This is a genomic window from Candidatus Tisiphia endosymbiont of Ceraclea dissimilis (genome assembly GCF_964030735.1).
GTDB lineage: Bacteria > Pseudomonadota > Alphaproteobacteria > Rickettsiales > Rickettsiaceae > Tisiphia.
Genome location: NZ_OZ034917.1, coordinates 1,069,318 through 1,083,227, shown reverse-complemented (window position 1 = coordinate 1,083,227; position 13,910 = coordinate 1,069,318). Strand labels below are relative to the sequence as shown.

Genomic DNA, 13,910 nt, shown 5'->3' with positions numbered 1-13,910 from the left:
CCAGGAAAGTGATTAGAAATGGATTGCTTCGTTGACCTTACGGTCTCCTCGCAATGACGCTTGGTGATCAGGTTTTTTTATTCATCACAAAAAAATCGTGAATGCTCACATCTAAACTACAACTGTAGTACTAAGACCTCTGCTTACGCAGGGGTTACACCTAATTTTTTCGCCATCTCCCCGCTTCTTCCCGTTGTCATTCCCGCTTCGGTGCGGAATCTAATACTACGGTTGTAGATTGAATGTGAGTGTTCACGGAAAAAAGGTTAAAGCATAAGATGTCATTGCGAGGAGGTTGCCAGACCGACGAAGCAATCCAGGAAAGTGATTAGAAATGGATTGCTTCGTTGACCTTACGATCTCCTCGCAATGACGCTTGGTGATCAGGTTTTTTTATTCATCACAAAAAAATCGTGAATGCTCACATCTAAACTACAACTGTAGTGCTGAGTCCCCTGCTTACGCAGGGGTGACACTAAGGCAAGTAGGGATGATACAAAAATGGATTGCTTCGAAAGCGGAAACCTCCTCGCAATTACACTTAGCGATCAGCTTTATAGACAACCCCAATTAACACGCCGTATCAACAGCATAATAATGTGCCATCTCTGACCCCCTTCCATCACAAGCTACTTCTTCTGCAGCACGGTATTGATCAGCACAGCTAATAGCTTCATTAATAATATTATCTTCATGTTCAAACATTGAACTGAAAAATTTAAGAAATTTATTCTGAAAATGACTAAGTTCAGATATATTGATATTTTTAAAATTGCCATCAGCAATTAAAGGCAGGTGAGCAGACAAAGCTTCAAGCTGTGCGTCATTTAATCCTTTTAAGAATACTTGCAGAACATCATATTCTTTGGGTGATAATTTCATCAAGCCTTCTTTTAAAGACTCAGCTTGTTTCTCAGTTAAGTTTATCGCTAATTTTGCTTCAAATTCTTCTGATATTACGTGAGTATTAACAGTATCCTTATCTTGTCCTTTTTTGTCAATATTATCGTTCTCTTTATTCTCGCTAAGAACACTAGACTCCTCAACACTTTGTGCCTCATGAAGCTTTAAGCTTTCCTCTCTAGCTTGCACATTCTTAACCAATGTTGCACATAGCTTTTCAATCAATTCTTTATTATCTTCGACATATTTCTTACCAACTTCTTTTAATTTAGCTATATTAGATGGACTAACATTATCTAACTTCGTACATCCTTTTGGCAGATTAAGTACAATTTCTATAAATTGTCCATCTTCCGATAGGTCTCGCCTAACTTCATCCGTAGCATCCTTTTCATTAGCTCTCAGAATTTTATTCACCAGGTTTCCCTTAGTTACCCAACCTATCGAACCATCAAGTTTTTTTGATGGTATCTCTCTTGGTATATCCGGTGGTTCAAAATTAAGAGCACAAATTGTCGTGTTTTTTAGCATTTCTCTTTGTTGCTCAATATTTAATCCTTCTTTAAGCTTTTTTAGGACTGACGCAGCCGGACGATTAGCCCCTAACCCTCCATCAACAAAAGCAGTACCATTATCTTCGTCAATAACAGGTTTAAAATAGGTAGGAGCAGCTGCACTACAACGAGCTGCCCATTTTGCAAGAATACCTTTGTCAGCAGGGTTATCACTATCCCAAAGCTTATTAGGATTATCTTCTTTACCACTTACGTCAAAAGCAGAAATAAAAACACGAGTTACACTATCTCCCAAAGTAGTATCACCTGCATATTCTTCTAGTGCTGCTTTAAGAGGTTTTTGACTATATTGATGCTTAAATATTTTAAGAAACCCTCCTCCAAACTTTGGTGGAAAAATTTCAGCTGCTTTATTTTCAAACATCTCTAAAACTTTTTCTGCTGAAAAAAGCGGTTCTGTTGAGCCTGGTTCTTTAGGGCGTGTCAATGCAACTGTAATTATTGCACCGACACTAGTACCAGCAATACAGTCAAATAATTTACATATAGGCATGCCTGTAATTTTTTCGATTCTTTCAAGCACCATCAACTGAGAGACTCCTTTGATCCCGCCTCCTGAGAGCGAGAGAATCATCTTTTTTTGTAATGTTGGCATGATAACAACCTCATAAAATTTAAGTTTAATAATAAATATTATATAGCTTATTACAGTATAGTAACTATCTTGTTTAAGAAAATCAAGCAATAGATGAAATAAGTTGCTAATTATTAGATAAAAATTAATTATATAGTAACATAATTGTTACTATATAATTAATTATAGTCAATTGATGAGAAGTTGGTGACGTTGTCGCTCAATGCTCGCCTATTACTTATAGGCGTCGCTCCATCGCTCCTGCTACCCAATCCCCCTGAATTGACTATAGTTATCGTAGGCAGCCTCCTAGTTTATTATAATAGTCTTAATAAAAAATCTATCTTTAAACGTAAAATTTGTCATTTCCGCATTCCATTGTCATTCCCGCTTCGGTGCGGAATCTATATTAAATGTCATATGTAAGGTTAATCATTAACTATAGAAACCGCCATAATTTTCAACTTCATCGATAATTCCTTGTATTTCTACTGTTAAACGAGATAATTTCATGGAGATAATCCTAATTTGATATTGATAATTCCGATAATACAATAAGACAAAATCCCCCGGTTGATATTTGATAAAATTTGCCGGCATGATAAATCTTAAAATTTTAGTTTCAGTAGCAGCATTTTTTAGGATTAGCTGCCCTAATCTTTCCGCTTCCAGGCAAGATAGTATAATAGGTAGCCTTAAGACTGGAATAGCTCTATGTGAAAAATTCTCACTATTTATTTGGCAAAAACCATTATTATAATTATCACATCGATCAATAAAGTTTAGCCCTAATTTACTAATAATGCTAGTTTTAGAAATTTCCATTTGTTCTAAATAACTATTGCTTGATAATTTAACCAATATTTTTGAACTAACCTTACAGAGAGGTGAATATCCACGCTTGGTAAATTTAATTTGTTCCTGATAAGCTATGATATCAAAGAAATATATAATCCTTAGAGAGTTAATAATATCAATGCAAGATAACGCTTTATTTAATACCAACCCTTCTACCGCTTCATCAAGAGTAGATATGTCGATGTTCTTTAGTGGAATATTGCATCTATAAGACAATTCAAGAATTATTGCCGCTAAATTACAAGCCCCAAACTTATTATTCACCCAATGTCCTTTTGCCCATAAGTTACCATCTCGCCAAATATTATTATGGGGCCAAGCTGGATAAGGTCTGGCATCCCAAGTCCATAAAAACATTTGTTCGATATATTCTTGTGTTTGCCAATATTCAATAAATCCCCGTATAGCTTTACGCTGAATGGAAAAATCAACTTCACCAGTAGAATATTTTGGTACTCCGCCATCAATACATAAAGGATCAAAGAATATATTAGGTTGATTAGTTGCTTTATCAATAGAAGGGAAACCAAACTCTGTAAACCAAATTTTCTTCATTTTTGGTTGCCATTCTGTTGTTATCCCATCAGGATTGCGATGATAATTCTCCCACCAATATCTTAAATTCTTCCAAGCATAATCTTCTGATAATTGACGTTGACTATTATTGTCATCTACAAAGTAATCATATCCTTCGCCTGATTGCCAACCTTTAATGATTTCTTCTGACGAAATTCTGGAATTTACCGTTCTTGTTACAGGAAAATAAGCATCAATACCAACAAAATCTATATATTCTGAGGCAAATAACTTATCTAAATTATACCATCCGTCTTTGGTATGGTGATATTCTGACCAATCTGCGGCATAAGTCACAAGTACATTATCACCAACGATATTTTTAACTAATTTTGCTAGTTTTATCAGTTCCATAACAGCAGGAAAATTATTATGTTGATCTCTGATACTAGTTAAACCTATTAACTCAGACCCGATTACAAAACTATCAATATGATCCTTAACTAACTCAGCATAATGTAGAATGAAATCATTATAACCTTGATCTTTATTAAAAAAATCTACTACCGAACTTATCGAACCTGTCAAATGACCCCGCCATGGCTTTTGCCAAATATCCAGAAAAAACATTGGATAAAACATGATTTTAAAGTTTCTACGTTTTAATTCCTGTAAGTAACGTATGATACTCGCATCATTGACTGTACCACCATATTTAGGGAAGTTATCTGCATCTCGTGATACTAATCTTGCCGTATCACGTGAATATTTACCAACTTGCCATTGTTCTGAGTATTGGGTATGCGGATCATTAAATTCTACGGCAGGTTTGATAATACAATTTTTAATATCCAAACTATCGCCAAACCAGCATACAACTGGTGCAACCCATTTGATATTAGGACATATAATTTTCATTTGATCCAGACTATAAACACTATCAGCAATGTTATGATAATTATTGGAATTTATTGGTTTTTTATTGATCACACCCCCCAAAGAATTGGTAATGGTTTTATACTGTATTAGGCAATCATAAACAAATTCCCCTGAACCTGGGATAATGTCAATCGCCTCAACCAAATCTTCTACGCTCTTGCCTTCAATATTATCAGGAATATTAGCCTTTCTGGTTACTTCAAAGGAGAAATTTGGTATAGAATTATTAAAATCAGCTAATGGTAGCTCTTCAAATACCGCGTAGCTTAATCCACGGAAAGCTGGTACTTGCCCTTGAGGATCAGTTGCAGCAATTAAAGGATCGGCTATTTGCTCTTCTGACCCTAAATAAAGCCTGAATGTATATTGTTCAAGATTGAGCAACTGATCATTAGCCCATACTCTACTAATTTCAGCAATTTCACCTTCACATATACCAACTGCAAAGGATAAATAATATTCGCATTCTGTTAAATTATGGATGGCGACAGTTCCCTGAGCATCTGATACGCCTGGCTGTGCAACGCTGGTAATCTGCACTTCCTTAATTTGGTTTGCCCAAATTATTTTACCATTGACCCTTGCTGTACCAAAAACTAACGCTATTGGATGTCCATAAACGGCTTTTGATAGAACAAAACTTTCCCTAATATTTTTAAAATGATAATATTCCTCGGGTTGATGATTTAAATATTCTAAATAATCACCTAATGTCTTACCTGCAAATCGTCCAATAGTTGATAATATACCTCCACCAAAAACACCACCTATGCTACTTCCTATGTTACCTAGAATCTGACTAAACATATTAATATCTTATATTTTTTAGTTAATATAAGATACTATATCACATAATATCTCTGCACTAAGTGTATCGACTCATTTAATTTATATTTTTTTGTTAAAACTAAAATTTACCTCTTAACCCTTTACATACATCAATTGACTATAACGACTCATTAAGAGCTTGTAGATTAGCTTTACTAAACATCGCTCGATCAGCTATAAAGCATACATCCTCTATATTATCTTATTTTTATGCATTTAGGATTTGTGAGAAAATATCCATCTTTGAACCTTGCTCAACATAATTTTTTATAATAGTTTTTAGACTTTCTGGCAGAATAACTATATTATCAATTTGGTCTATGGGCTTCCAAATGAAACTATGGAATTTATGATCCATTGCTACAGGTGGATGAGATAAATCTAACCCCTTAATATCAATATTATATACAATATTTAATTCATGATAAATTGATCCTTTACGCTTCCAACTGCATTCCAATATACCGGCAAACTCTGATTCCTCTATCTCTAGATTCATTTCTTCCCATATTTCTCGTTTCAAAGCTTGTAAAGATGGTTCATTATATTCAACATGTCCACCTGGCAAGAAAAAAATATTTGGTGGAAAATTTGGATTATCAGATGTAGCAGTAGTAAGCAATATGTGATTATTATGAATAATTATTCCACGTACTATTACATTGATACCAGTATCAATGTGTTTTGTTTGTGATAATTCTAATTTTTGTACACATGCTGTATGCTTTTCACCAGTGAAGTTTTCTGTAACAAATTTTTCAATTATATCCTGAGATTCTTCTAAAGAGGAGTTTTGGCTACCTAAACATACAACATTTGCATTAAGCTTTTGCCTAGTTTGTATAGAGTCTTCCGTTGATCGTGATATAATTGCCCTTATATGGGTAAATCTATTGAGTGCAATAGCTACTTCTTGACCACTCTCGCATATCATCACCCCTATGTCTTCTGTATTTCGGAGCCTATCTGCTAACAATCTAGAAATATCAACATAATCTAGTGGAGAATCATCATCAATACCTAAATCCTCAGATTCAAAACCACTTAAATTATGCTGATCTATCAGAGCTTTACGCAATTCTATGCCACGATAATCGCTAGCATATACCAACTTTCTACTCATTACAAATTCTCCTAGTATTAATCGATTTATCCTTCAAATCCTTAACTATAGGTGACGTCGTCGCTCAATGCTTGCCTATTACTTATAGGCATCGCTCCTAGCCCCAAATTCTCCTGAATTGACTATATATTATCTGGTATATTGCTATTAAAAAAACCAGTCTATAATATATATTTGGTATTATATCTTAAATTATCTAAATTTTTGTCTAGACAAAGAGAGCAACCTTAGATAATCTTAACATATGGTTAAGTATAGTCAATTGATGAGAAGTTGAGGACGTTGTCACTCGTCGCTCGTCTATTACTTATAGGCGTAGCTTCATCGCTCCTGCTACCCAATTCCCCTAAATTGACTATAATTATAAGTATATATTACAAAATTAGATGCAACGTTTACTTGGTAAAAAATTAACTCCACATATTATCGCTATCTTTATATTTATGGTTTATAATATTAGTATATATCAATGTCTGCAATATAGCCAAAAAGAACAAGATAAGTTGGCTTTGGAAATGGTTCAACATAATATAATCACTTTATTAGCAACAGATATAGAAACAGCTTTAAATTCAAGCGTATTTGATAAAACTTTTTTCATTCTTAAGAAATTTACTAGCCAAGATAGTAATCAAATACTAAACCAAAGTGGATTAGTTAATTTTATTGGTTCTAATAATTCTTTTCTTTATGTTAATAATTTCCAAGATATGTTAGTCTTTGATTTGCAAAATTTAAAAGAAACAATTAGCAAAATACTACCAATTTACCTTATTTATCAGATTGAAATTAATGCTAATGATATAGCAACAAATAATATTGATAACAATGATTATTTAACGAAAAGACACTGTAAAATTAATAATATAAATCTTTTGATTAAATTAGGTATTAGACCTAATTCTGATTATTATTTAAATAATGTTAGCAAGCTATACAAATGTTTATATCTAAATATAGCAATTTCTTTTGTTATCTGCTCGATAATTCTTTACATATATCTGCAAAGAAAACAACGTTTTACTTACAATATAGAACAATTAGAAGATAATTTATTTGCAGCAAATAAATTGAATAATGCCTTAATTTTACATAAAAAATCCAGTAGAAACTTAAATGCTTTTTTTATCAAAAAAGCCACTGAGGAATATATAAGGCAACAATTAGAATTGGATTCTAACCAAAGAATTAAAATGGATAGAGTAGCTCCCAGTAACTATTTATTTCCTATATGTTTCACTAATCATACTCAAGCAGAGATTAACATAAAAGAGTTAATTAATTATTTGGAAAACTATTTTGCTGAACATTTTTTAGATATAGCAATAAAATATGAATATAAGACTGATAAATTGATAGTGGATTGTGGTCAACATGTCTTGTATCAAATAATTTTTAGCTTAATGTATAATTTAATCCATTTTATGGAAGACCAAAGTAGTTTACCTAAAACTTTGATAGTCACGTTTAATGTAAACAATATCATTATTTCTTATGATAGTTTTTTACTTACTGAACAAATGATGATAAATTTATCAAACAGTATGCTTTTAGAAATTATAGATCCATTTTTACTAAGTTGTAATAAAATATTTCAATCTTTAAGAGAACATGGGTTGAACTATAAAATATTCAGTAAAAATAAAATAAATATAATAACAATTACATTACGTAGAACTGTAATTATCAATAAAGAGAAAGGTAAAGTAATAAGTTTTGCCAAATATACACCAAATAAATAAAGAGTTACTTAAATTGAGGTAAAAAAGATGAAAAGATACTTATTAATAATAATGTTGCTAGCTATGCCTTATAATTCATTTGCTCAAATACAAGTATCTAATCTTGTTATACCAGTCAACTATTTTGTTAATCACATTAAGCAATTAACTTTTGTAAAGAGTAATTTAGTTAAATATAGACAAGCAAGCCTTGTTGGTATTAGTGGTATGGGCAAAACTCAGCTTGCTAGAATGTATGCTTATGAGAATAAAAATAATTATAATGTGATTTGGTTTATTGATTGCAATTTAGACATCAATGAAGAATTTGTAAAATTGGCAAAATCAATTAATGCAGTTAGTAAATCTAACCTAATATCAGAAGATGTATTATCCGCAAAGAAAGAGGTGATGTCTTATTTATCCAGTAAAGATAAATGGTTGTTAGTGTTTGATAATTTAAAGATCAAAGAAAATGAAAAAGTACAAGAATTTGTTAACTGGGAACATAATGGTCATATTCTCTTTGGCTCGCAGGATAGTGAATTATTACCTAATATAGTCAAAATGACTGCCTTTGAAAAAAGTGATGCGATAACTCTTGCTAATAATATTTTAGAAAAAGAGAATAATGATGTTAAACTATCAGAGTTCTTAGCCCAAGAATTTGCCGGTTATCCTATATTGATAGTACAAGGGGCTCAATTGTTAAAACAAATACCGGGTTTAGATAAAAAGGAATATAAGAAAGGGCTAGGAAAGTCTACTGATAAAATTAAGTTAAACATTACCTTAGCTATCAAAGAATTAAAACCAAATGCTAGAGAGCTATTAAATAAGATAGCTTTAATTAATAACCAGGCTTTTTCTAAAGATTTACTACGAATTATCACTAATGATAAGAACAGCCTTGATGATGATATTTATCAATTATCTAAATTTGCCTTGATATCTAATATTGATACCAATGAAACTAATTCTATCTTTGAAATGCATGACGTGATTGCTCAGAAAATCGCAGAGATTAATGGGGACAAGAACAATAAGGCTTATTTAGAGGATATTGTTATTAAATTAGTACACTCTATACCACAGGAGCTAGTCAACTCTTACATGTTATTCAGTAAAAAAACTGTCAGAGATAACTTAGAAATAATTACTGAAAATGCACAAAAATACAATATAAATACATACAAACTTTTGGATTTGAATTTACAGCTATTAATGCAATATGTTAATCACTTAGATTTCTATAATGCTAAAAAATTGGTCAATTGGTTCAATAGAAATGATCCAGAAAAAAAATTTACATCATGGATAATAAATAATAATGAAAAATATTTATATGCAGCTTATTTACAAGTAATAGGGTGGTATTATGGAAACCTAACACAGTATAATACAGCTCTTAACTACTACAGAAGAGCTGAAAAGATATTATTTAGTCTTGATGGTTATAATGATTTTAAGTTTAATCTTATATCTCATATAGCAGAATCAGAAGCTTATTTAGGGAATACGAAGGGTGCAGAAGAAAGTCTCAAAAGAATAGAAGATTTGCTTCAAGCAATTAATGAACCTGATTTAAATAAAAGGCATTACATTTATGCTATAACATACTACGCTGAATCGATATTATTATTGACACAGGGTAAGTATGATAAAGCACTGAAAGTCATTAATAAATCTTTAGAGTCATTTATTAAGGGTGGATTAAATCAAAATGATTTTGCTCTTGTAGATCATTATATGATAAAAGTTAGTATATTTAATACTTTAGGTAAGTATCAAAAAGCATATAGCCAAATCCAAAAATTATATGATATATCGGGACATTTAAAAAAAGAAGAGCATGTAGTTTTTGGCAAGATATTTACTCAAATATCCATATTAGAACTAGGTTTAGGCAATGCTAATAAAGCCTTAGAATATGCAAAAAAAGCAAAAATGATCTTTATTAACGATCCAACCAGACTTAATAATAGTAAAGAAACTGTCCTATCACCGGATATATATTTAGCCAAAGCCTTTGTTGCTGAAGCAAATGCTTTAGCATCTCTTGGACAAAATGAGCAAGCAGTTAAATCTTATGCTGATGCAGAAAGCTTATATTGGAATAACTACCAAGAGAATATGGGGAATGTTGATGAAATAAGTATTATGTATTTAAATGCAGCAAAAGCTAGTTGTCATTTAACAGAAAAAGCCTGGTATATTAAGTTTCATGATCAACATGTGAAAAAATTTGGTTCAACTCATCCTAGAAGTATTGAAATATTAAAGATGGATTCCATATGCTATCCTGCATCTCAACGTTGATTGTATTTGTGTTTCAGTACCCATTTAATGAATTTTTCATCAGGGAGAGTTAATTTAGATTCAGAAGAATAATTAAACACTTCGTTAATTATTAAGGTCGCATCATTACAAGAAACACTTAGTTGCTGAGCTTTAATTTCAATTATTACTTGTTCTGCAACTTTAATAAGTAAGTCTAGGTCTTCGGAGGTTAGAAATGGATAACTTTCCGTTGGCATAGTAAAAAGGTCTTTTACTGTTAAGCCGAATACATCAGCTACAGCTTGTAACAATTCTGCAGAAGGTTTTCTTGATATTCCCTTAATAATATTATAAACATTATTTTTTCTAAGCCCCGCCTTTCTTTCTAAATCGGCTATTTGATAATTATGATCTTTAATTAATTTCTCAAGATTTTTTTGTAATGCATTATAAGACATGTAATTACAACTAATTTAGTTTATAAATATAACTTATTATATGCAATATTTTAATTTTTTCAGTAAAAATATATTGATATTAATTGCTTGCTATAATATAGTTACATATATATAGCGTAATAACTGTAATTATTTATAGTAAAGATCGAATAATTAGTTATATATAAATACTAAAATTAAATAAGTGTAAATTCAGTTTTGGGTTTTCACAAATATAGTCAATTCTCCTGAATTGACTATATTCAGCAGAATTATCAACAAATAATCAGACGATGTTGGGCTTGAACAAATTATCAATTAGCAGGTATATCATATGAGTAATAATAATCATGAGCAATGTGCAGCAGAACTCAAAGAGATCAAGAGCAAACTTTTTGCATTATCTGGTATGGTGCAATCTTTGCTATGGACAGTTGGTAACAGTGATTTTAAGCAAGAAAGTTATATGAAGATGCTAATTAAACAACAATCTGATTTGCAACAAAAGATCGATTATATCTGTTGCTATATTGAAGTTAAAAAACAATGGGATGAAGAAGACTATCCTCAAAATTAGTTGAGAATCAATAATTAGTTGAGAATCAATCATAAATTGTTATTCCCGCCCACTATTGTCATTCCCATTTTGGTACGGAATCTAGACCCCACACCAAAGCATAAGCATCAGTTTAAGAAAACAATAATTGAAAAACCGTCGTTGCGAGCCACCATAGGTGGTGTGGCAATCCATTTCTAATCACTTTTCTGGATTGCTTCGTCGACCTTACGACCTTCTCGCAATGACGGTTTTTCAATTTAGGAAGAATTGGGAAATTTGCTATTAATTCTCAAAATGACCATCTTTCATTTCTCTCCAAGCTTCAAGAATCTCTTTTAACACCTCTTTATTTGGTTCAATTTCATGATCGTCAAAATCACTTAATGATTTTATTAAGTCTTCAAGGTCTTTTAGTGTTAATTCAGATATATCTTCATCCGGATAATTTTCTTCTAAACTCATAGCAATTTCGTCAACATCATTCCAATGCATTATTTTCCCCTATATTATTTTTATAGCCAATTACTATTACCATTTAATCAACTCTACCAATAAATAATATATTAGTGCATGTTTATAATAGTATATTATTAAAGGGGGTGAGATTATTATACAACTAATATGCTGTTTTGCTTTGAAGAATTGACCTTGCTTGTTTTTTAGTTTAAACTGACAGCCATTGGATATTATAGTTAATTAGAGGTACATATGTCATTAGCAAAGGAAGGAGAAAATAATGTAGTGTTATTTAATATTGGCGGTAGCCATGAAAGCCAAGAAACTCAGCATAGTACCAATATGTCTAAAATTAGCTCAGCAATATCAACTATTGAGCTTAAACCCTACATGCAAGATGGTAAACTAGATAAGAATCATATAGTAAATGAAATATTGGATAAATCTGAGGATTTAGAAAAAACACCCATACTTAATATACAATTTAATTCAAATATGGAAAAACCATTATTTGATGAAAATGATTTAACGAATTTAAAAAACTTAGGGGTTAAGGTTTGTTTGACCTTTAGTAATTATAATGCACAAGCTCAAAATCTACAATCTAGTTGGCAACCTCTTCTTTCTAATGTTGATCATGTGTTTTTTGCCAATGCTAATGACCAAGTTAGGGCTGTAGATAGAAAACATATAGCTAAAGAAAAAACTTCGCACATCCAATCTATGCCAGTTAGCAATTTAATAGAGTCAGAGATTCTAAACAGACCTCCTAATATATTATTGTCAGGGGGATTACCTAATAAAGAGAGATTAACTGAGGTAGTAAAAGCAGCAAAAGACTTAGGTAATACTAGGGTAATTATAGCCAGCAATCCTTCATCTATCGATGACGTAGCTAATATTATTGCAAACAAATTTGATATCATTAACCAAGATCAACAATTAGGTATTAAGTTAGAAGTTGAAGAAATTTTACAAGATAAAGTTGGTGGTGCTAGAAAACTAGAGAATTATATATCGCAATTATCTCAACAATTCCAAAAAGATATTGGTAGAACAGAAATAAATCCTATTGATATATATTTTGACCTATCTGAGCCGCAAAAACTTCAGAATCTTGCCAAGCAAGCTAAATATACTGTACCGCTTCAACAGGGATACACCATTGAAAATTTTACTAATGGTTGCATCCCATTAGGTCAAGGTCAGGGAAGAAGTTCTGATATTACTGCTGAAGTTAAACAAAGGGAAGATGTTCCTGGCATTAACAGCGTAACTGTTCATTATATGCAAGAGAATCTAAATGAATATAAACCAGAGAATGTCCTTAAGAGAGTTATCAATGCTTTTAAACAAATGGCAAATGAAGGGAGAAAAGCAATACCGATACCAACAAAACAAAACAAGGTAGAATACTCTCAGGAAAATAATCTAACAAAAGAGAATTATTGGTATAATGATTTGGATATATCCAATTTACTAAAAGCCTCATTAAACGAAAATGTTTCTATCCAACCAGCTGTATCACTAGCTTCTGAGCAGTATAACAATGAAATGTTACGACATGTTATGCTTGAAGCTATCGTATCGGTAAATAGTGGAAAAGACTATGCTGTTATGCCAATTAATACGGGACATGAACACTGGGTTAGTTTAGCAATCACTAAGGATAGGGATAATAAGATAGTATTTACCTATAATGATCCTATGGGAACGCCTATAGATCAACGACAGGAGTTACTAGATATGATTAAAGAAGTTTGTCCTGATAATGCTGAAATCGTTGATTTAAAGACTAAACAACAACAAAACGATAAAGATTGTGGACCTTTCATTGTAGATAATTTAATTAAAATGGCAAAAGGCAAGAAGATTCTTACTACTGAACAATCTCAAGATATGGGAGCAAAATTACGTGAGGGGCAAGCAGAAACAATGAACATCGAAAAAATCAAGAAAAAAGCTCGTAGTATGAGAGAAATAATTGGTAGCACATCTAAAACTCTTTCTACATCTTGCCGTCCTTCTACATCTCTTGCTATTAAAAGCAATAGCCGCCCTAGAGGGAATAGTATTGCTTAGGGAATTATATAACTGTAGTCAACTGATGAGAAATTGGAAACGTTGTCGCTCAATGCTCG

Annotated in this window: 10 protein-coding genes; 4 read left to right on the top strand and 6 right to left on the bottom strand. The window is 31.7% G+C overall.

Features of this window, described 5'->3' with window-relative positions:
• Positions 1–570: 570 nt before the first annotated feature.
• From ACQH1V_RS05220 to ACQH1V_RS05205, 4 genes are all read right to left on the bottom strand, one after another.
• On the bottom strand, positions 571–2,073 hold the full coding sequence (locus ACQH1V_RS05220) for a patatin-like phospholipase family protein (protein WP_425360086.1): 1,503 nt from the start codon (positions 2,071–2,073) through the stop codon (positions 571–573).
• Between the two features lie 414 nt (positions 2,074–2,487).
• On the bottom strand, positions 2,488–5,172 hold the full coding sequence (locus ACQH1V_RS05215; RefSeq protein ID WP_425360085.1) for a baseplate megatron protein TIM-barrel domain-containing protein: 2,685 nt from the start codon (positions 5,170–5,172) through the stop codon (positions 2,488–2,490).
• Between the two features lie 229 nt (positions 5,173–5,401).
• Entirely contained in the window at positions 5,402–6,316 is a 915-nt protein-coding gene (locus ACQH1V_RS05210) for an RpiB/LacA/LacB family sugar-phosphate isomerase (protein ID WP_341748652.1), read from the bottom strand.
• Between the two features lie 248 nt (positions 6,317–6,564).
• Positions 6,565–6,657: a palindromic element RPE2 domain-containing protein gene (locus tag ACQH1V_RS05205; RefSeq protein ID WP_425360084.1), complete on the bottom strand. Its 93-nt coding sequence runs from the start codon at positions 6,655–6,657 to the stop codon at positions 6,565–6,567.
• 45 nt (positions 6,658–6,702) lie between these two features.
• Between ACQH1V_RS05205 and ACQH1V_RS05200 the strand changes: the two genes are divergently transcribed.
• On the top strand, positions 6,703–8,058 hold the full coding sequence (locus tag ACQH1V_RS05200) for a hypothetical protein (RefSeq protein WP_425360083.1): 1,356 nt from the start codon (positions 6,703–6,705) through the stop codon (positions 8,056–8,058).
• Between the two features lie 27 nt (positions 8,059–8,085).
• Positions 8,086–10,356: a tetratricopeptide repeat protein gene (locus ACQH1V_RS05195; RefSeq protein WP_425360082.1), complete on the top strand. Its 2,271-nt coding sequence runs from the start codon at positions 8,086–8,088 to the stop codon at positions 10,354–10,356.
• On the opposite strand, the gene ACQH1V_RS05190 is transcribed toward ACQH1V_RS05195, so the two are convergent.
• Positions 10,347–10,775: a helix-turn-helix domain-containing protein gene (locus tag ACQH1V_RS05190; protein WP_094649625.1), complete on the bottom strand. Its 429-nt coding sequence runs from the start codon at positions 10,773–10,775 to the stop codon at positions 10,347–10,349. The two genes, ACQH1V_RS05195 and ACQH1V_RS05190, sit on opposite strands and share 10 nt — an antisense overlap.
• A 313-nt stretch (positions 10,776–11,088) precedes the next feature.
• On the opposite strand from ACQH1V_RS05190, the gene ACQH1V_RS05185 reads away from it, so the two are divergent.
• Positions 11,089–11,331 carry a hypothetical protein gene (locus tag ACQH1V_RS05185; protein ID WP_094649624.1) on the top strand — a complete coding sequence of 81 codons (243 nt, stop codon included), beginning with the start codon at positions 11,089–11,091 and terminating at the stop codon, positions 11,329–11,331.
• A gap of 264 nt (positions 11,332–11,595) precedes the next feature.
• Here ACQH1V_RS05185 and iscX read toward each other — a convergent pair whose 3' ends face one another.
• Complete coding sequence (gene iscX / locus ACQH1V_RS05180) at positions 11,596–11,805, bottom strand: Fe-S cluster assembly protein IscX (protein WP_094649784.1); 210 nt, start codon at positions 11,803–11,805, stop codon at positions 11,596–11,598.
• A 216-nt stretch (positions 11,806–12,021) separates the two neighbouring features.
• On the opposite strand from iscX, the gene ACQH1V_RS05175 reads away from it, so the two are divergent.
• Positions 12,022–13,851: a Ulp1 family isopeptidase gene (locus tag ACQH1V_RS05175; protein WP_425360081.1), complete on the top strand. Its 1,830-nt coding sequence runs from the start codon at positions 12,022–12,024 to the stop codon at positions 13,849–13,851.
• Positions 13,852–13,910 lie beyond the last annotated feature (59 nt).